17 protein-coding genes are annotated in these 20,985 nt (G+C 49.7%); 7 read left to right on the top strand and 10 right to left on the bottom strand.

Annotated elements, in window-relative coordinates:
• Positions 1-12: 12 nt before the first annotated feature.
• Genes HMPREF9442_RS10690 through HMPREF9442_RS10675 form a run of 4 tightly spaced genes read left to right on the top strand, consistent with a single transcriptional unit; the run spans position 13 to position 8,999 of the window.
• Positions 13-2,616 carry a zinc-dependent metalloprotease gene (locus HMPREF9442_RS10690; protein ID WP_008628382.1) on the top strand — a complete coding sequence of 868 codons (2,604 nt, stop codon included), beginning with the start codon at positions 13-15 and terminating at the stop codon, positions 2,614-2,616.
• Between the two features lie 20 nt (positions 2,617-2,636).
• On the top strand, positions 2,637-5,894 hold the full coding sequence (locus HMPREF9442_RS10685) for a SusC/RagA family TonB-linked outer membrane protein (protein ID WP_040602990.1): 3,258 nt from the start codon (positions 2,637-2,639) through the stop codon (positions 5,892-5,894).
• Positions 5,895-5,909: 15 nt separating this feature from the next.
• The gene (locus tag HMPREF9442_RS10680) at positions 5,910-7,250 is read left to right on the top strand and encodes a RagB/SusD family nutrient uptake outer membrane protein (protein ID WP_008628376.1); all 1,341 of its coding nucleotides are present in this window, start codon (positions 5,910-5,912) and stop codon (positions 7,248-7,250) included.
• Between the two features lie 57 nt (positions 7,251-7,307).
• Positions 7,308-8,999, top strand: a complete 1,692-nt coding sequence (locus HMPREF9442_RS10675; RefSeq protein WP_040602984.1) for a T9SS type A sorting domain-containing protein — start codon at positions 7,308-7,310, stop codon at positions 8,997-8,999.
• Between the two features lie 223 nt (positions 9,000-9,222).
• Here the strand turns inward: HMPREF9442_RS10675 and HMPREF9442_RS10670 are convergent, their stop codons facing one another.
• The 3 genes from HMPREF9442_RS10670 to fdxA form a co-directional block, all read right to left on the bottom strand.
• Positions 9,223-9,441, bottom strand: coding sequence for a DUF6722 family protein (locus HMPREF9442_RS10670; RefSeq protein WP_008628374.1), 219 nt, complete (start codon positions 9,439-9,441; stop codon positions 9,223-9,225).
• A gap of 716 nt (positions 9,442-10,157) precedes the next feature.
• Entirely contained in the window at positions 10,158-11,006 is an 849-nt protein-coding gene (locus HMPREF9442_RS10665) for an urea transporter (RefSeq protein WP_008628373.1), read from the bottom strand.
• 95 nt (positions 11,007-11,101) lie between these two features.
• Positions 11,102-11,266, bottom strand: a complete 165-nt coding sequence (gene fdxA, locus HMPREF9442_RS15910) for a 4Fe-4S ferredoxin (RefSeq protein ID WP_008628372.1) — start codon at positions 11,264-11,266, stop codon at positions 11,102-11,104.
• A 182-nt stretch (positions 11,267-11,448) separates the two neighbouring features.
• Here fdxA and porT point away from each other — a divergent pair, with 182 nt between their 5' ends.
• Entirely contained in the window at positions 11,449-12,153 is a 705-nt protein-coding gene (porT, locus tag HMPREF9442_RS10660) for a type IX secretion/gliding motility protein PorT/SprT (protein ID WP_008617315.1), read from the top strand.
• A gap of 3 nt (positions 12,154-12,156) precedes the next feature.
• Here the strand turns inward: porT and HMPREF9442_RS10655 are convergent, their stop codons facing one another.
• Complete coding sequence (locus HMPREF9442_RS10655) at positions 12,157-13,032, bottom strand: bifunctional metallophosphatase/5'-nucleotidase (protein ID WP_008628371.1); 876 nt, start codon at positions 13,030-13,032, stop codon at positions 12,157-12,159.
• Positions 13,029-13,784, bottom strand: a complete 756-nt coding sequence (locus tag HMPREF9442_RS10650) for a 5'-nucleotidase C-terminal domain-containing protein (protein WP_253271102.1) — start codon at positions 13,782-13,784, stop codon at positions 13,029-13,031. The genes HMPREF9442_RS10655 and HMPREF9442_RS10650 overlap by 4 nt, the downstream gene beginning before the upstream one ends.
• 200 nt (positions 13,785-13,984) lie before the next feature.
• Between HMPREF9442_RS10650 and rplS the strand changes: the two genes are divergently transcribed.
• Positions 13,985-14,350, top strand: coding sequence for a 50S ribosomal protein L19 (gene rplS / locus HMPREF9442_RS10645; RefSeq protein WP_008628369.1), 366 nt, complete (start codon positions 13,985-13,987; stop codon positions 14,348-14,350).
• Positions 14,351-14,445: 95 nt separating this feature from the next.
• Here rplS and HMPREF9442_RS10640 read toward each other — a convergent pair whose 3' ends face one another.
• From HMPREF9442_RS10640 to HMPREF9442_RS10625, 4 genes are read right to left on the bottom strand one after another with little or no spacing between them, the layout of a single operon-like run.
• Positions 14,446-15,279 carry a CvfB family protein gene (locus tag HMPREF9442_RS10640; RefSeq protein WP_008628368.1) on the bottom strand — a complete coding sequence of 278 codons (834 nt, stop codon included), beginning with the start codon at positions 15,277-15,279 and terminating at the stop codon, positions 14,446-14,448.
• Positions 15,276-15,947 carry an ABC transporter ATP-binding protein gene (locus tag HMPREF9442_RS10635; RefSeq protein ID WP_008628367.1) on the bottom strand — a complete coding sequence of 224 codons (672 nt, stop codon included), beginning with the start codon at positions 15,945-15,947 and terminating at the stop codon, positions 15,276-15,278. Before HMPREF9442_RS10635 ends, HMPREF9442_RS10640 begins: the two co-directional genes overlap by 4 nt.
• A gap of 7 nt (positions 15,948-15,954) precedes the next feature.
• Entirely contained in the window at positions 15,955-16,671 is a 717-nt protein-coding gene (locus HMPREF9442_RS10630) for a tRNA threonylcarbamoyladenosine dehydratase (protein ID WP_008628366.1), read from the bottom strand.
• On the bottom strand, positions 16,668-18,812 hold the full coding sequence (locus HMPREF9442_RS10625; RefSeq protein WP_253271101.1) for a cation:proton antiporter: 2,145 nt from the start codon (positions 18,810-18,812) through the stop codon (positions 16,668-16,670). The genes HMPREF9442_RS10630 and HMPREF9442_RS10625 overlap by 4 nt, the downstream gene beginning before the upstream one ends.
• Before the next feature lie 120 nt (positions 18,813-18,932).
• On the opposite strand from HMPREF9442_RS10625, the gene HMPREF9442_RS10620 reads away from it, so the two are divergent.
• Positions 18,933-19,943, top strand: coding sequence for an aspartate-semialdehyde dehydrogenase (locus tag HMPREF9442_RS10620; protein WP_008628364.1), 1,011 nt, complete (start codon positions 18,933-18,935; stop codon positions 19,941-19,943).
• Between the two features lie 93 nt (positions 19,944-20,036).
• Here the strand turns inward: HMPREF9442_RS10620 and HMPREF9442_RS10615 are convergent.
• A partial coding sequence (locus tag HMPREF9442_RS10615; RefSeq protein WP_008628363.1) for a glycoside hydrolase family protein occupies positions 20,037-20,985 on the bottom strand: 949 nt, incomplete at its 5' end.

The raw sequence follows: 20,985 nt of genomic DNA, 5'->3' as shown, positions 1-20,985 counted from the left end.
AGAACACAAGGAATGAGAAAAAACATAATATGGATAAGCCTGTTTTCTTTCGCTATGACCACGATAGCGGAATCTTCTATTGCATCTGCAAATACAGGCATTTTTCCCCTTCTGGCAAAAAACAGAAAGAAAGCAGAGCCCAAAGACTCGGTTGCATCTGATTATAAAAAGCTGACAGGAAGAGACTCGGTTGCCCTCAAAGGAATTGCCAATATCATAAAGAAAAACGGCAGTTTCTATCTGGAATTCCCGACCCGACTGTTAGGACGTGAATTTCTGGTTACCAACCGCTTGCAGAAAGTGCCTTTGGAATTGAACGAGGCCGGAGTGAACAAAGGCATCAATTATGAGAATCAAACCGTCACTTTCGAATGGCAACGCGAAGGGAAGAAATTATGTATCCGCCAACAACGTCTCACTCCTGAAGTTCCTGCCACGGATGCTTTAGCCTCATCTGTAGCGGACAACTATATCAACCCGCTTATTGCCAGTTTGAAAATAGAGGCCGTAGCACCGGACTCCAGTACAGTGGTGGTCAAAATAGACGAGTTGTTCAATGGGAAACAGACCGGTCTTAATGATGTATTCAACAATATCAATCTTGGCACATCCGCTAATTCCGACCTTTCGCGCATTCTGGACATCAAAGCATTTGAAAGCAATATCACGGCCACTTCGGAACTGACTACCATCGTAAGGGAAGGCATGAGTAAAGTAAACGTGACCGTAGTGGTCAGTTCATCACTCAGCCTTTTGCCTGAAATCCCGATGAGAGGACGCAAAGAGAGCAAAAAGGTCGGATATTTCACGAGCCACCGCCTCAGCTATTCCGACCGCCAACAAGAACTTGAAACCCGCCACTACATCACGCGTTGGCGTTTGGAGCCAACAGACGAAGCGGCTTATTTACGCGGTGAGTTGACCTCCCCGAAGAAACCGATTACATTCTATATCGACCCGGCTACGCCGAAGCAACTGCGTCCCTATATCCGTAAGGGTATTTTGGATTGGAACACGGCTTTTGAACAAGCCGGTTTCAAAGATGCCATACGGGTGGAGGAATATACCGACAGTATGGCAGCAGAAGGAGACGATTTGAAATATTCCTTGTTCACCTACGCTGCCTCGGAAAAATCCAATGCCATGGGGCCGTCGGTCATCGACCCACGTACAGGCGAAATCATCGAAGCCGACATCATCTGGTGGCACAACGTCGTATCTTTATTGCGCGAATGGATTGTCATACAGACCGGTGCTGTCAATCCGGCCGTACGGAACCCGGAACTGCCCGACAGCCTGATGGGAGATGCAGCCCGTTTCGTGGCTTGCCATGAAGTTGGACATTCTTTGGGTCTCAAGCATAACATGATTGCATCCTGGGCCTACCCGACCGACTCCTTGCGTTCCCCCGGATTCATGTCACGGGTCGGAGGCACGGCATCTTCCATCATGGACTATGCCCGCTTCAACTATGTGGCCCAACCGGAAGACCACATACCTTACGTCTCCCCACACATCGGTCCCTACGACCGCTTTGCCATCGAATGGGGATACCGTTGGTATCCGGACGAGGAAACGGAAAAAAGACAGCTCCGTGCACTGTTGGACAGCCATACGGAGAAAATATACAAATATGGAGAGGAACAATCGGCACGCGAAGCGGTGGATCCCCGTTCCCTCAGCGAAGATTTGGGCGACGACGCCATGAAATCGGCAGGCTACGGTATAGAGAACCTGAAACGTATCGTTCCGGATATCGTCAAATGGACCACCACCGGAGAAGAAGGGCAGACCTATAAAGACGCGGCCAAGCTTTACGCCGGAGCCGTCTTCCAATGGGGTCTATATCCTTATCATGTCATGGCCAATGTAGGTGGAATCTATTTGGAAAATACGGAAGTCGGCGACGGCCAAAAGACTTATACTTTCGTGGAAAAGGAGAAACAGAAAGAAGCCGTACAATTCCTAATCGATCAGTATATCACCTATCCGGCTTGGTTGTTCGACACCTCTATCTCGGACTATACCTATATATTAAAAGAGACTCCGCTCGGCACATTGGAACAAAGCCCTAACGCCATGTACAAGAACACGCTGAACTACTTGCTATGGGACTTGTTGGACAACAAGCGTATGGTTCGCATGTTTGAAAATGAATTCCAGAACGGCGAGAAAGCCTTTACCCCCGTGGAAATGGTAGGCATGTTGCACAAACACATCTTCAAGCCCACCATAGCCGGACAAAAACTCGACGTAATGACCCGAAATCTGCAAAAGTCGTTCGTCGATGCACTCATCACGGCTGCCGCCGAAGAGGAAGGTGTGAAAATCAACAAACGCCTCCACGCCCCCCTGCCGGCTTTGAATACCACGGCCTTACCCTGTGCCCACGGATGCTCTTCTGCCATGAACGGCGATAATCGCAATGCCCGCCTCATCGACATGTATAGTACGCAAATCAACCGTGTCAGCGACGCTATCAGTGTCAAACGCGGAGAATTGATGAGCATCCTGCAATTGCTGAAAAACAAACGAAACATTTCCGACCCCGCCACCCGTTTCCATTACGAGGACATGATCCTGCGTATCCAAACAGCACTTGGGTTGACTAAATAAAAACAACGAAAGGAATGAATATGAGAAGAATTGAATGTATCCTCTTGTGTCTGTTCATCGGGATTCTGTCCATGGCGGCACAGACCCGCACCGTCACCGGCTCTGTCTTCGACAAGGCAGACAACCAACCGGTTATCGGTGCCACCATAGCGGTCATGAGCGCACAAGGTACTGTGGCGCATGGCACGACAACCGACTTGGACGGTAAGTTCAAACTGGAAGTACCCTCAGGAACCCAAAACCTGACTTGCCGATTCATGGGTTATACAACGGCCACGATTCATCTTCAGGCCGGAAAAGACAACTATACAGTCTACATGGAAAATGATTCCAAACAGCTGAATGAACTGGTCGTCACGGGTTATCAGGCCATTGACCGCCGCAAGCTGACCTCGGCCGTCACAACGATAAAGATGTCCGATGAGATTATCGGTGGAGTCAACAACATAGACCAGGCTTTGGCCGGACAGATTGCCGGACTGTCCAGCGTGACCTCTTCAGGCTCACCCAGCGCACCGGTCAAGTTACGTATCCGTGGTACGTCCTCCATCAACGGGACGCAAGACCCGCTCTGGGTGCTCGACGGCATTCCATTGGAGGGCACAGACATCCCGTCCATGGAAGATTTACAAGACATAGACAACATCTATCAGACTTCAATCGCAGGTATTAATCCGCAGGACATTGAAAGCATCACGGTATTGAAGGACGCAGCAGCCACGGCCATTTATGGTGCCCGGGCTGCAAACGGTGTAATCGTTATCACCACCAAAAAAGGAAAAGCAGGCAAGCCGCAAATCAACTTCTCCATGAAGTTGACGTACAACCCCAAGACAGACATAGACCGCCTCAACCTTCTGAACTCTGATGAAAAGGTTGACCTTGAATTAGGCCTGTTGCAGTCCGATTATACCTACCGCGAAAACAAAGGCGACGTAGCCCGCATCATTGCAGGCTACGGGCTGACCGATGCCTACAAGGCCGGAGGCTGGAACGCCCTCTCGCCCGAGGCACAGGCCGACATCAATGCCCTGCGGGCTGTCAATACGGATTGGAACGACATCCTCTTCCGGGACGTGTTCAACCAAGAATACAACGTAAGCCTGTCCGGCGGTTCGGAAAAGGCCACCTACTACTCCGCCTTAGGCTACTATGTGGAACAAGGCAATGTGGAAAGCGTAAAGAACGACCGCTTCAACCTGACGCTGAAAACCGACTACCGCATCAACAACAAACTGAAAGTGGGTGCCTCCGTATTTGCCAACCGCCGTAAGCAAAGGTCGTACCTGACCTACGGTGATGGGTTCACTAATCCTGTTTATTATTCACGCATCGCCAACCCCTACCTGCGCCCGTTTGATGATGAAGGGGATTATATCTATGATGTCAACGTACAACATAGCAAAGGCGACATCGTATCAGACTTCAACATTTTCGAGGAACGCGCCAACACATCCAACATCAACACAACGACATCTTTAATGTCCATCTTCGACGCAGAACTCAAACTGGACGAACATTTTAAAATTACGTCCCAATTCGGTTTGCAATGGGACGAAGGTACTATCGAAAAATATGCCGGGGAAAACAGCTACGCCATGCGACGGGAGAAAGAACAAAACACATATTCTTACAGCGATGGCAAACGTACCTTCCTTCCCGATGGAGGAAGCAACAAAATTACGGACAGCCACCAAACCCAATGGACATGGAAAGCCATGGCCGAATATGACAACCGTTTCAAGGATATCCATGAATTGGAAGTGATGTTGGGTACGGAAATCCGTCATAATGAATACAAATCCTTGTTTTCTGCCGCATACGGATATGATAACCGGACACTGACTTCCGTACCAGTCATATTCCCCACGGAAAACTCGGCAGAAGCCCTGCCTCTTCATACCGAAACATTCACAGAAAATGCATTCGTCTCATGGTTTGCCACCGGTTCCTATACGCTACTCCACCGCTACACACTCGGAGGAAGCATCCGCTTTGACGGATCGGATATTTTCGGTGTAGCAAAGAAGTACCGTTACCTTCCGCTCTATTCCGTCAGCGGATTATGGCGTATCAGCGACGAACCGTTCATGAAGAATGTCACGGCCATAGACAATTTGGGACTCCGTGCATCATACGGTCTGCAGGGTAACATTGACAAGAACACTTCCCCTTATCTTATCGGAAAATATGTGCAAGCCACTATTCTGCCGAACAACCCTGAAGATGCATTGCGTCCGCAGAATGCTCCTAACCCGGACTTGCGTTGGGAAAAGACACAAAACGTGAATGCAGGCTTGGACTTGTCACTTTGGGACAATGCCATCTCATTGAGCGTGGACTACTACTACCGTAAAGGGACAGACCTTATCGGTATGCGTATGCTGCCCTTGGAAACCGGTTATTCTTCCACCACGGTCAACTGGGCCAGCATGGAGAACCAAGGCGTGGAAGTGGCTTTGACCACACGGAACATCCACACCAAAGATTTCACATGGTTCACCAATCTGAATTTCGGTTTCAACGACAATACCGTCTTACAGGAAACCGTAGCCGAAAACTCCACCACGCCGAGCCGCGAAGGTTACCCGGTGGGAGCCATCTTCGCTTACAAGACCGCCGGACTGGACGATGAAGGCTACCCCTTATACCTTACAAAAGACGGGCAAAAGCTTTCAGCTAAAGACTTTTTCCAACTTAATAACGCCGGTGCCAGTTCTCTGAGCGCAGAAGAACAACGTAACCTGTTGACCTACATGGGCAGCACTGACCCGAAAGTTTCTGGCGGATTCACGAATACATTCAAATACCAACGCGTGACATTGAGCGTCAACTGTATCTTCAACTTCGGAATGCACGTGCAGACCACGCCAAGCTACAGCCTGACCACTTATGACCGCGGTCTGAACACAAACCGCGACATCTTGGACCGTTGGACACCGGATAACCCTGACGGGAAGTTCCCGAGGCTCATCAACAGCAGCGACAGGCCGGAGGAATATTCTTTTTATGACAACTATCCCATCCTGAACAATTTGGATATTTACGTCAAGAAACAGAACTACTTCCGTTTCCAGAGCATCCGCCTTGCTTACGACCTGCCTACACGTTGGTTGAAGCCTATCGGAGTGAAAAGTGCGTCTGTATCGTTGGAAGGACGTGACCTTTGGGTCATCGCCAGCAACTATCATAATTATCTTGACCCGGAAACGATGGGGAATCCGTACGCCTCCCCCATCCCTAAAAGTTTCATCTTCGGACTTAACGTGAATTTTTAATTAGGAGAATGAACAATGAAGAATAAATGTTTTAACATAGCGTGGCTCATAGCCATCTTACTTTCATTCACAGCTTGTAACGACTTCCTTGACATCCAACCCGTCGGCAAGGTCATGCCCAAAACCGGGCAAGAGTTTCGCGACTTGCTCACCGAAGCCTATTCAGCCATCCCCTCAGACCGCGGTATGGCCACATTCCGAAGCGATGAGTTAACCTTGGAAGGCGAACAAAACCAAGAATCACTAAACTCCTATCTGGATATTTGGTGTTGGAATGATGTCGCCCCCGACCAAACCACACTTTCGTTCGGTTGGCAAAGATACTATTACGTAAACTATATTGCCAATTCCGTCATAGAAAACAAAGACAATATCACTGAAGCTACACAAGCCGAACGCAACCAACTGGCCGGAGAAGCCTATATGTTACGCGCTTACATGCACTTCATTTTGGTGAACCTCTACGCAGCCCCTTACACACATTGTAATCCGGCAGCCAGCAAAGGCATCCCGTTGAAACTGAACAGCGATGTCCGCGAAGTGCTGTCGCGCAATACCGTGGCAGAGGTCTATGCCTCCATCTTGTCTGACATAAACGAGGCCGAAAAACTGCTCAACGTAGAGAATTGGCCGGAAGGCGAGACCTACCGGTTCAACACGCTTTCGGCCAACGCTTTCCGCGCCCGAGTGTATTTGTACAGGGGAGACTGGGCTAACGCCTATGACTATGCGACAGATGTCGTGAACAGGCATGGTGAATTGGAAGACCTCACCACATCCTCCACATTGCCCAACCACTACCAGTCTGTGGAAGCCATCCTTTCCATGGAACGCCTTTTCATTGCCTCGTCCCTTGGAGTGGGATACGTGAATCCGGAATTGATGTCTCTTTACCGTAGCGGCGACATGCGCCGAAGCAAATTCTATCGACAGATTTCATCCAGTGCGACAGAAGCCCTCAAGACCGGAACCAATGAGTTCCGCTGCACATTCCGCTCTGCCGAGTTCTACCTGACCGCCGCAGAAGCCGCCTTGGAACTGAACGACATGGACAATGCCCGCCATTACCTGACGGAACTGATGAAGAAACGTTACCTTGCAGCCATCTACCCCACATACGAGGCGGAAGTCCTGGCCATGACACAAGATGAGTTGCGGGAAGAAATCTACAACGAACGTTTCCGCGAACTGGCTTTCGAAGGCCATCGTTGGTTTGACCTGCGTCGTACCACTCGCCAGGAACTGACCAAGACCTATAAGGGAGAAACTTACGTATTGCAAAAGGATGACTCACGCTATACGTTACGTATCCCCTCCGAAGCCATTGCAGCCAATCCGGGACTGGAGGAAGAGTAACCTCCTCCCGGACCCAATATGACAATACTTAATATTCATTTTTTTAAATTATCCATTATGAAAAGAACATTACTTATCGCAGCTTGTAGCCTGTTCTTGACGGGCACGCAAGCATTTGCAGCCGACCAACAGAAGTGGTCCAAGTCGGTAGAAAATACCGTGTCGAAATGGGAAGAACTCAACCTCCAAGCCCCCACGGCTGTGGACAATGCAGGCAATACCTACGCCACGGGAGCATTCACGCAACCGATTGTCATCGGAAGCACCGTTCTTGACCCGATTGCCAACAGTGCCTATCTGGCCAAATACGATGCCAACGGCAACGCTCTTTGGGCTGTCGGTCTGCGCGGTGCAGCCACCATTACGGCCATCACCACCGATGAGCAGAACAACGTCTACGTGGCGGGGACTTTGGCCGATGCCGTGGAAGTGGGAAGCACGGATGGCAAAGCGCAAACCGTCAACGGCAAGGCCGGAGAAGTGGAAAACCAAGTGTCCAGTTTCATTGCGGCATACAGTGCCGAAGGTGCGTTGAAAGCTACAAAAGTCATTTGGCCGGAAGCCAATGCAGAAATAGCTTCCAGTGGGCTTTACTTTCCCCAAGAAGGATTTCCATATATAAAAATCAACCACATAGAAGCAAACAACGGAAAGTTGTACGCTTCAGCCATGTATACTGGCGACGTAACTATAGACAATGTACAATGGAAAGGCATATACATGAATATATTTGATTTCATGTATGATGACCTCATCAGTGCCGGTATTTTCTCATTGGATGCATCTGCACTAGACAATGCAGAATCCGTAGCGCAAGTCGGTGTTAAAACCCAATTGGGAGGTGATCAAATGGGAGTAGAAAGTATCAACTTCACGACAGAAAGCAATTCCGTATATTTGTGTTTTGCGGCCCAAGGCACACTGACATTCACTTATCCGAATGGAAGCGAAGACATTACTTTGGCGTTCGATAACACGAATGGAATGGTGGAACATGCTTTCATCACGGCTGCCATCCAAGATGGCAAGGCCACAACAAAAATATTCCATGCAGACTCCCATAGTAATGGAGCGTCTTATAACAACATCGGTAAAATGCAAATAGCAGACAATACCCTCTACATTGGCGGAACGTTCCATCAAATGATGCCTTTCGACAACAAGCTCACCCATGTAGGAGGATGCGACTTGTTTGTCACGGCATTGGACAAGAACTCATTAGAAGTACAATGGACTGCTCAAAGTAGCCTTGATGAAGGCAATGGCGACACCCAACACTTCAACGAGAACTTCACAAGCATGGCAGTAAACAACGGGGAGGTTTCTTTATATGGTTATGTCATTCAAGACCAAAACAGCGAGAAAACCATTACCCAATCATTGGCTTATACCTGCTCAAACGGTACGGCCACAAACAATGATGTCCCCCTGTTGGTAACCGGGGCCGCCACGAACGGCACAACCAAGGCCCTTCTCTCTGCCAACATCACAGACTTCTCCACAACCCTTGCCGCATACACTGTTAGCGGAGGCGACGGTATCAACGGTGTGAAGACTTTGTCTGCCCAACGTGTAGGCAATACGTTCTACTTCGCAGAACCAAACGACATTGCTGTCTACGACCTGCAAGGCCGCATGTTGAAACAAGCGAACCATGCGACTTCCGTCAGCATCGACGACCTGAACCAAGGCATTTACATCCTTTCAAGCGGAAAGAACACACTGAAAGTCCAAAAAACAAGTTTCTAAAAACAGATACTTTTCACACAAGCAAAACCCATCATTCCCGGCACATTCCGGAATGGTGGGTTTCTTTTTACAAAGCCGCACAAGTAAAATCAAGACCGAACCATTTACGGCTAAACACCTTATCTTTTTGAAGCGTCTTTCCGCAATTCATGCGTTCCCCAAATAATGACGGCCAAAGCTACCAATCCCACAAATGAAAGAAAAATCAATAATCCCATAACAATTATCTTTTAGACATCCTATATAAAATATACCCAGCGTACGCTGTCAAAGCGACAATGACCGTTCCCACAACAAACAACCATACGGTATCAATATCTAATTGCATAATGGCTGCCAATATGACACCACCGAATATCAATTTGGACAAGTCCAGACAGTAATCCCCGAACTTCTCACACAGCATACTTTTCTTTTCCGGACTCAGTTTCTCCATTTTCATAAAGGCAAAGATATATGTTTTCCCCGAACCCGTCAACAAAACAAAGGATTTTGTTTCTCAGGGCGTTCCCATCTTTTTCAAGTGGCATTCCGACAAACTGTCAAAACGACAGTTCCACCCTCACGAGAATGTTTTATTCCGAACAGGCACGAGGCTTCGATGAAAAGAAACGATTCTCACTCATCGGACGAAAACTCTTCTGTCAGTCATTCCACGCCTCCCGCTAACCTTTTGCACACCGGAAAGGCAAGCCGTACGCAGGCCGAAGATACGTGAGAAAGCCAAAGGCGGCATTTGCTTGTTATCGTGTCATCCGGATTTTGACAACAACCGTCTTCCATTTAGAGAAAAAAAGGGCCATAAACGTCGTTTTTCGTACCCCTTTCAGTAGGCTTTTCCACCGGAAAACGGACTTTCCTGCCCAAACATGAGGAGAAAAAAATGTTTTTCTGCGCCGAACGAAAAATCATTCTCATGCGATTGATTCTTAAAATCCATCAACAAAACCCGTAAACAAGGGCACAATGTGAAAATATGTGTTTAAACGACAAGCAAAACCCGTATACATTGCCTTTTTCAAAGGTCTTTTTCCATCCACAAAAACGGCTGTGACCTTACACCCTGCCTCCCCAATAAGCATTTTAGCGTCAAAAAGACAAAACAAGCCTCTGCCAATAGGACAGGCAACGGTAAGATTCAGCGCATTAAAAAAACACCTATTTCCTGCACAAGGCACGCCGCATCCCTGAAACAAGCCAAACGGACACGACGAACGGGGCCGTCAGCGTAGTCATTCCCAAACTCATCCCCCAAACCTGCAAAAGGACTGAGAGCGTGACGGATAATGTAGCCCACGCTGCCCCTGCCCAGGAACGGTCGCCCAAAGCAATGGCGCAAAGCACAGCGTTATATCCCAACAGACCTGCATTGAAAGCTGCATAATCGGAACCGACCATCCAGACCATGCCCAAAGGCAACAAGGCACCCCACACCGTATACAAGGCATGGACGCGGGAATTGAGCAATATGCCGGCCAAAAAGAAAAGTCCGGAAAGCACCGTGCCGCCTTGGAACATCACCTGACCGATATTCAGGCTAAAGGCCCGGAACCAGTCGGCTGCCGTTTCTTCCGGCATCACAGAAGATGACAACAATGAGGGGAACCACCCACGGCAAAGGGCCTGCAACAACCATACGGCAAGGATGAAAGGAGCCGTGAAACCGGGCAGAAGTTTCTGATAAGCGAACACGCGGGCTATCCATGTGGAGAGCATGGAACCCGCCACCAACAAAAGGAGGGAAGCCACCCCCGGCTCCATAAACACGCCGACGGCAATGCCCACCAACGTACCATTGAAACCATACAAACCATCCTCTATATCTTCTTTTGAATATCCGGAAAAGAATGCCGTCACCGTACCGACAAAATTCCCCAAGAGGGCCAAAAGAGCCAATAGCCACGAGTTGCAAGCTATTCCCACTAACATCAACAAACCCGAAACCGCATTGTTCTGGAACATGACCTGCCCCAACCCTCTGCCTACAATCAAAAATCCCTCTTGCATACCTCTTGTCCTTATAAACGGAAAACCTTCTCCCCCTTTCGGAAGAGAAGGCCTTTCTTGTCTAACTTTTTAAAGATTATGTAATCTCCCCTGTCTTAGAGAGAAATTGCACCCGAAGGACAAACATCAGCGCAAGTACCGCACTCCGTGCAAGCGTCAGCGTTGATTACATATTTTTCACCTTCAGAAATTGCGCCTACCGGACACTCGTCGATGCAAGTACCGCAAGCTACACAATCATCACCAATTACGTAAGCCATATTGATTAGAATTTAAATTATTAATGCCTTGTTTTATTCAAACGATACCGCAAAGTTAGTATTTAAATAGAATCCCCCAAAATATTTTCTCACTATTTTTAGTGATTTTCATCCGAAAAGCCACGGCCAAATGCAATAAGCTGCGTATCTTTGCGTTGTTTTCTAATAAATATCAATGATTCATGAAAAGAATTCTGGCCGTCCTCCTTTGCCTATTGTCCGCGTATGGCATGATGGCACAGGAGCGTAAACTCCAGCATCGTCCGTACATCGACCAAAGGAGATTCCACTATGGGTTCCTCTTCGGCGTACACATGCAGGACCTGGAACTGAAAAACAACGGCTATGTAGACCCGGAAACCGGCGAGCAATGGTATGCCGATGTGGACAACTACAGTCCGGGATTCAGTGTGGGCGTATTAGGTGAAATGCGCCTGAACACCTATTTGTCCCTGCGCCTCGTCCCTACCCTGCATTTCGGACAGAAGCACGTGTCTTTCCATGAACAAAGAACGGGGCAGGACAGTACGCAAAACATCAAATCGACTTATATTTCCGTCCCGTTGGACTTGAAGTTCGCCGCCCCACGCTATAACAACTTCCGCCCTTATTTCATTGCAGGCGTGAACCCGATGGTAGACCTGACTACCAAGAAACAAAAAGCCCTGCTCATGAAACCTTTCGACTGTTATATCGAAGTGGGCATGGGCTGCGACATCTACCTGCCCTTTTTCAAGCTCATCCCCGAACTGAAGTTCTGTTTCGGATTGGCGGACATTCTACAAAAAAACCGCAACGATTTGATAGACAATTCGCTGCGAAAATTCACCAATTCTTTGGATGGGGCATCGTCGAAAATGATTGTACTGACGCTCTATTTTGAATAAGGGTCAGTCTTCTGTCGGCGACATTTCCAACAGCAACATGCCGACATAACGCCCGTGCTTGCCCATCTGGTTGCAATACACATCCTTCCCCTCGGCATTTTTCAATACTTCGGGATGCTCGAAATAAGTATGCGAATGGCCGCCCAGCACAATGTCGATATGGCGCGTGGCCGGCACTAATTCCGTGTCGTCCAGACCGTCGATGTCCCACCCTAAATGGGAGAGGCACACCACAAGGTCGCAGTGATCCTTATTCTTCAGTTCATCGGCCACGCGATTGGCTGCCGTAACCGGGTCTTCATACGTCACCCCTTTGTAATTCTCTGAAGCAACCATTCCCTCCAACTGCGTGCCCAATCCGAACACTCCGACCTTCACTCCCTTACGTTCCAATATGACATACGGGCGTACCAATCCCTCCAACACCGTGCCTTCGACATGATAATTCGCACAAACGATAGGGAAATCAGCCTCGCGGAATATGCGCGCCATGTTGTTCAACCCGAAATCAAACTCATGATTCCCGATGGTGGCCGCATCATAACGCATTTCGTTCATCAACTTTACTTCCACATCCCCTTTATACAAATTGTAATAAGCAGAACCTTGTGAAAAGTCACCGCTGTCAAAAAGCAGCAAGTCCGGGTCTTCTGCACGCAAATCGCGCACCAGTGCCGCACGGCGCACAAAACCGCCTTTATCCGCCAATGCCGTATCGGACGAATTAGGGTTGACCGGCATCACACAACTGTGCGTGTCATTAGTGTGCACGATACGTAATTCCACTTCACCGCCTTGCACCGCAAACACGGTGCTTGCCAGTCCGCACAAGACCGACCACATCATAATCTTCACCTTTTTCATTGTCCGGTTTCTCATTGTTTGACGATTCTACCCTCCATACGGGCCGTGATTTTATCCCCTTGCGCAGCCGTCCGGCGAATGGACTCCATGATCAAATCGCGTACGGCTATATCCGTGACATTCTTCGACAAATTATCTTTCAGGGCATACATTTTGTCATTTCCCTCGGCCAGATAGTCCAACGTGGAAATCACATATATACCATTGGGGTCAATCGGTTTTCCCCCGACCTCGGCACTCAACAAGCGTCCGTCTGCGGTAATGACCAGACGCGCACCGCTGATCCCCTCGCCCCCTACGGCAGCTATCTGTTCCATCAGCTCCGTCAGTTTACGCCCGTCCAAAGAGAGGATGCACAGGTGATTCTCGAACGGGGCTATTTCCAACACATCTCCATACGTCACCTTGCCCTTTGGCATCGTGCTCCGCAGCCCGCCGATATTGCATAGGCCGATATCGGCCATCTTCCCCACCCGGAGCGACCCCTCACGCAACACGTCGGCCACAAAATTCGACAAAAGGCTCTCGGGACGGTCTGCCCGCATAGCCACTTCGCTTTCTCCCAACACCGGCGACATCATGCTGTCTACGGCATGACGATAAGGAGCCACCACGCGCAAAGCCCCGCTATCGGGATTGGCGTCCAGACGACGGGTCACCTCATAACGCCCGGCTTTCACGTCTCCCAATTCGTAACGTTGGGCAAACGTTGCCGCAGACCACCCGCAACATACGTATAAAAACAAAATTCTGAATGTTCTCATCATATTTGGTTTGTATTCCACGGCCAAATTTACGAAAAAAAAGTCCATGCCCTGTCAATCAGGCTGAAAAAACACATAAGCCTTTGGTTATTCCATAAAATAGCCGTACCTTTGCACCGCTTTCCGTACAATCGCTGGCAGGATGCAGAGTTCCCTGTTATGTTGTATTGGGACGACAAACAATTTAATGATTAAAACAAACAATGGCAGATTTAATTAAAATTGCAGAAGAAGCGTTTGCTACCGGTAAGGAACATCCCCAATTCAAAGCAGGCGACACCGTTACCGTGGCATATAAAATCGTCGAAGGTAACAAAGAGCGTATCCAGCAGTACCGTGGTGTGGTCATCAAGATTTCAGGCCACCAGAACAAAAAACGTTTCACGGTTCGCAAAATGTCCGGAACGGTGGGAGTAGAACGTATATTCCCGATTGACAGCCCGAACATTGACAGCATCGTAGTGAACAAGATTGGTAAAGTTCGCCGCGCCAAATTGTATTACCTGCGCAAACTTACCGGCAAAAAGGCCCGTATCGCAGAAAAGCGCACAATCGGCGGCGACAAATAAGCCTCATACGTTTCAAAACCACACAGCGTCGGAAAGCATATCCCATGAAGGGAACTTTCCGACGCTGATTTTTTATGCCCAATCTTTCCGGAAGGTCAGACCAGACGCAAGCCCTCGTCCGTGATTTCGATAAGCCTTTTCTTATAAAGGTCGCCCACGGCTTTCTTGAAAACTTTCTTGCTGACACCGAACATCGCGTAAATTTCTTCTGCCGGACTCTTATCACACAAAGAGGTACGGCCGGCATTATGCTGCAAGTGTTCCAAAAGCACTTGCGAAAAATCGTCCACCGCTTCCCTGCCCTGTTTCTGCAAGGTGACATCCAGTTTACCGTCCGGACGGACTTGCTTTATATAAGCCTGCATACGGTCTCCCGTATGTAAAGGCCGGAACAAGTCATTGTCGTAAACCAAGCCGGAAAAACGGTTGTCCACAATGACCTTGAAACCCAAATCCGTTTTTTGCCAGACTAAAACCTGCACCTCATCGCCTTCGCTGTAAGGAGGCATCTCGTCCGACAAATAATGTTCCACTTTGGCCGAAGCCATCAGGCGGTAGCTTTCCTCGTCGATATGCAGATGCACGATATAACTCTGCCCCCTCTGCATCTTGAGCTTCTGCTCACGGAATGGCACGAACAAATCTTTCATCAGCCCCCAATCGAGGAACGCCCCGTAATTGTTTACCCACGCGACCTGCAAATAAGCAAAATCTCCGACTTGGGCCAAAGGCGTCTGCGTGGTAGCGACCAAACGTTCTTCACTATCCAAGTACAAGAAGACATCCAACTCGTCTCCCACGCTGCAACCTTCCGGCACATAACGTGCCGGAAGAAGAATCTCTCCTGCATCGCCTCCATCCAAATACATGCCGAAATCCACGGCCTTAACCACCCTGAGGCGGTTCATCTTTCCTAATTCTATGTTCATAGGGATATATTTTTATCATCGGTTATCAAACCGTCTTTCATGTGAATGGTACGGTCTGTCAAACGTGCCAACCCGTCATCGTGGGTCACAATGACGAACGTTTGCCCGAACCGTTCCCGTAAATCGAAGAACAGCTGATGTAGCTCTCCCTTGTTTTTCGTATCCAGACTCCCCGAAGGTTCGTCGGCAAAGACTACGGAAGGATGGTTGACCAAAGCGCGTGCCACAGCCACCCGCTGCTTTTCTCCTCCCGAAAGCTCGTTAGGCTTGTGGGAAGCCCTGTCGGACAGTCCCATGAAGTCCAACAGTTCTTGTGCCCTCGCCTTGGCCTCGCTTGTGGAAGCACGCCCGATGTATGCCGGAATCATCACGTTCTCGAGTGCAGTGAACTCGGGTAACAACTGATGGAACTGAAACACGAATCCGATGCGCCGGTTACGGAAATCCGCCATTTCCTTGCGGTCCAAGCTTTCCATGGCAACCCCGTCGAGCCGGACACTTCCGCTGTCCGGCTTATCCAACGTCCCCATAATCTGCAACAACGTGGTCTTTCCGGCCCCACTCGGCCCCACGATGCTCACCACCTCGCCCTTACTGATATCGAGGTCGATTCCTTTGAGCACTTCAAGCGAACCGAAACTTTTCCTTATACTCCTGACTTCTATCATAATCCTTCTATAACCTGCTTATCACGTATTGTGCCAAGTAACAGCCGAACACGGCCGGCATATAACTCACCGTGCCCGTCGTGGTCTTCTTGTTCCGTTCTCCCTCTACCTGGACCAAAGCGGCCGGGTCTGCCTGCTGGGCGCAAAACACCACCGGTAACGGACGACGCATGCCGTCTCTTTTCAGCCGGGTCCGCACGGCTTTGCTCAACCCGCAATGAAACGTCTCCCACAAGTCGGCAAAACGGATTTGGGTAATATCCGTTTTCGCCCCGGCCCCCATGCTGCTCACGATCCTGACGCGTCTTTTCATCGCCTCTTCTATCAAAGCACATTTCGGTGCTATCGTGTCGATGGCATCAACGATAAAGTCAAACTTCGCGCTCTCCAGTAAAGCACCGACCGACTGCTCTTCCAGAAATTCATCCCGCACGGTCAAGCCGAGTTCCGGATTGATATCCTTAAAGCGCTGCTCCAACACGCGGACTTTTTCCTCCCCGACCGTCGAATGCAGGGCACACAACTGGCGGTTGATATTGCTTGGTTGCACCCGGTCGGCATCCAACAACGTCAACCGGCCGACTCCGGCACGTACCAACATCTCGGCGGCATACGCTCCTACGCCCCCCGTACCGACCACCAAGACATGTGCCCGGCGGAAACGTTCCATCTTGCCTGGTCCCATCAGAAGCGACGTACGCTCTAACCAATCCGGTGTTGTCATTGGCCATCCTCCTTTCCGTTGCTACGCGACAACCAATTCTTATACCACTCCTTGGCCGCCTCGTAACGCAAATCGGTTGTCAACGGCTCGTTCACGCTCACATCCTTCGTCGCAGCCTCGGCATACACGTCCGGGAAAATCAACATTAACCCCGTATTCATATAGTACTTTTTGATTTGGCGGGGAATGTGGTCGAATGACGGACGGAAAGAAATAGACCCTCTACGCGCCAACACGACCACCAACATGTGGTCTTCTCTGACCTCCCGCGAAATACGTTTCAACTCATTTCCGCCATCGGTCTGGACATATTCCGCACGGATAGACGCGTGGTAAGTTTCCAGATAACGTTGTAAAATCCGAATCGTATCGGGATGGGCGTGGTAAATAATCCTACAGCCCAGTCCTACAGCCAAACGGGCCACGCGCTCTACCCAATGATAAAAACCGGCCTCAAACTGGGCCTTGGCCGGTACGGCAACATGAATGCGGCGAATCGTATTGACCGGCACCGTACAGCGTATCATCGTAATCTGACGGTTCAGGCGGTTCAACAAACTGATCAGCACCGGCCCGAAAAACGACTCGGAAGGAGAATTCTGCATGTGTAATCCTACCACTAATTCGGAGTAATCGTTCTCCTTCATGCAATGGATAATACCATTTGACAAATTAGTAGCCAGACGCACTTTGGTCTGCATCTGCACATTGGCAGCCGAAGCGATGGCAGATGCAGCCTCCAACAGTTTCATCCCCTGTTCACGTGCCTTGTCATCATTGTCCAACACCACATTGACAGCACTCATCGGAGCCTCCGACTTGTCCTTCCGCATCAACAAAGCCATGTTGACCAAATAATCCACCGTGTCGGGATAGGCCAAGGCAATCAAAGCCGACTCTTCGTCCAACGGACGCGGTTCACTGATATTACCATCCTGTAAAGCCAACCTTCGTGCCGCCACATCCGTAATCAACGAACTGACCACACATGTCACTAATATCAATAATATCGTACCGTTCAGCACATCTTCATTCAACAGCCTCCCGCCGGAAGGCAAAATGATATTATAGCCCACCAATACCGCAGCAAGCGTAGCCGCCGCCTGGGCGTTACTCAGACCGAACATCAGTTCCCGCTCCAATACCGACATCTTAAAGACCTTCTGAGTCACCCACGAAGCGATCCATTTTCCGGCCAACGCCATGGTTATCATCACACCGGCTACTTTCAATGCCTCACCTGACCCGAACAACACACGCAGGTCGATAATCATGCCGACCCCGATAAGGAAATAAGGAATAAACAAAGCATTGCCCACAAATTCCAAATGGTGCATCAGCGGTGCGCTATGCGGAATAAGCCGGTTTAATACCAGTCCGGCCAAAAAGGCCCCTAATATCCCTTCCATCCCAATGAGTTCCATCAAGCCGGCACTCAAAAAGACCATGGCCAACACAAAGATGAACTGAATGACCGGATCGTTGTACCGACGGAAAAACCACCGGGCAATACGGGGAAAAGAATATACGATGAAGAGGGAAAGCAAGAAGACTTTCAACAAAAGTACAACGCCGAACCAACCTCCGTGCACCTCCTCACGGAACATGCCCGAGATGAAAGCCAATACCAACAAGGTCAGCGTATCGGTCACAATAGTTCCCCCCACCGCAATACTCACACTGCGGTTACGCGACACCCCGTATCGAATCACGATAGGATAGGCTATCAAGGTGTGCGAGGCATACATACTGGCCAACAGAACGGAAGTCACCAGGCTGTATTTCAGGAGGAACACATTGCTGACGACACCCATCGTCAGGGGAAAAACAAATGCCGCCAACCCCAACGTCAACGCCTGCCAACGAATCCGTTTCATGTGCTGCATATCCATCTCCAAACTGGCCAAAAACATGATGTAATACAAGCCCACGTTCCCGAACAGTTCAAAACTGCTGTCCTTGTCCAACACATGCAAACCGTATGGCCCAATCAACACACCGGCCAAAATCATGCCGACAATGTGGGGTATCTTCAGTTTACCCAATAAGATAGGTGCAAACAGAATGATGCTCAACACTAAAAAGAATATCCACGTGGGATCCGTGACGGGAAAATATGTAGACAAGTCGGGCATCTGCATGAGTATCTGTATTAATTTAAGATGCAAAGTAACGAAAAAGTTTCCATTTTGTATGTCCAATCGTAATAAATTATCTATTTTTGCAACCGGAATCATCACAACTTTTAAAAATTATATGAAATGAAAGTAGCTATTGTAGGTGCGAGCGGCGCGGTGGGTCAGGAATTCCTGCGTGTGCTCGAAGAGAGAAACTTCCCATTGGACGAACTCGTTTTATTTGGTTCAACACGCAGTGCAGGTTCCAAATACAAATTCCGTGGCAAAGAAATCGAAGTGAAGCTTCTTCAGCACAACGATGATTTTAAAGACATCGACATCGCTTTCACCTCGGCCGGTGCCGGCACATCCAAAGAATTTGCCGAAGACATCACCCGTTACGGTGCAGTCATGATAGATAATTCAAGTGCATTCCGCATGGACAAGGACGTGCCTCTCGTCGTGCCCGAATGTAACGCAGCAGATGCCTTGGAGCGTCCGCGCGGCATCATCGCCAACCCGAACTGTACGACCATCATGATGGTCACGGCCCTGCAACCTATCGAAAACCTGAGCCATATCAAACGCATCCACGTGGCTAGCTATCAGGCTGCCAGCGGAGCGGGTGCCGCTGCCATGGCCGAATTGGAACAGCAGTACCGTGAAGTACTGGAAGGCAAACCCGTCACCGTGAAGAAGTTTGCCTATCAGTTGGCTTATAACGTTATCCCCCAAATTGACGTATTCCAAGACAACGGGTATACCAAAGAGGAAATGAAGATGTTCAACGAGACACAGAAGATCATGCACAGCGACGTGCAATGTTCGGCCATGTGTGTGCGCGTACCGGCCCTGCGTTCCCATTCGGAAGCCATCTGGTTGGAAACGGAACGTCCGCTCACGGTAGAGGAAGTGCGTGAAGCCATCACCCACGGCGAAGGCGTGCAACTGATGGACGACCCGTCCACACAGACTTACCCCATGCCGCTCTTCCTGGCCGGAAAAGACGATGTATACGTAGGCCGTATCCGTAAGGACCTGGCCAACGAAAACGGCATGACGCTTTGGCTCGTAGGCGACCAAATCAAGAAAGGTGCCGCACTGAATGCAGTGCAGATTGCCGAATACCTGATTAAAGTGGGAAATGTGAAGTAACAACGACAATCTCATACAAAAAGCGGATAAGATTGATAAAGAATGAATCTTATCCGCTTTATTTTATGATACAACAATATCTTGTACTTAACCTTATTCTTCAAAGATGCAGGCTTGCCTGATGCCGATGCGGCATCCCTTGCTGCCGTAAATCTTCTTTGACTTGTCGGTCCATACGGGACTGATGCCGGTCACTTCCACGCAAAGCGTGTATTTGCCCCGAGGTTTGCAGGGCGTAATGATGCGGATGGCCGTTTCGGGGTATTTGCTGTAATAATCCACGAGCGAGGAATATACCGTATCTCGTTGGGAATCTAACACGCTGACACGGGCATATCCGCCTAACGGGCCGGATTCTCCGATGATTGCCGCGTGGGTGCCCTCGAACTCCATTTCCATTTTGCTGTCCGGGGTGTCCGACACGAGCGCGCCGTCTTCCCGTCTCCAATGTGCGGGGCACCTGATTTTTCCGGAAGGAAGCATTTTGCCGCCTTTCAGGGCATCCGTGGGGCGGAGCGTGCGCATGTCCCATGCCTGCCAGTATTCAGGCATGGATAGTTTTGTGCCTTCTGCCTGCAGGGGCATCCACACGTATGTGGCGGCGGAAGCCTGACGGGGATACGACCAACGGTCGCCCATGAACATGGGAACGGTGTCGTTGCCGTGCCGAAGGGGGAAAACGAAAGTGGTTTGCGAGTTGTAGGTGAGTCGGCCTTCCGGGCAGAACAGGCCGCGTCGTGTCCACGGGCCTTCTATCCGTGGGGCGGTAAAGTAGAAATTGTCGTTCTTCTCCCAACTGGTCAGGTTCGAATAGAGCAAGTAGTATATGCCATCCTTTTTGAACATGGCAGGGGATTCGCCGACACCCTTGACGTGGGCCACTTCGGTTTCCACGGAATGGTAATCATCGCTCAGGCGGTAGACGGGGCCGTGGTGGATGAGCAGGTAGCCCCTGCCGTCGCTGTCCTGGAACGTGCCCATGTCCCAACGCTTGACGGGTTTCCCTTGGTAAAGCAACGGGCCTTGCAACTGGTAGTCCCCG

The sequence above is a fragment of the Paraprevotella xylaniphila YIT 11841 genome (assembly GCF_000205165.1).
In the GTDB taxonomy this organism is placed as follows: domain Bacteria; phylum Bacteroidota; class Bacteroidia; order Bacteroidales; family Bacteroidaceae; genus Paraprevotella; species Paraprevotella xylaniphila.
The sequence above is the reverse complement of the archived record's forward strand: the minus strand, read 5'-3'. Positions and strand labels throughout refer to the sequence as shown.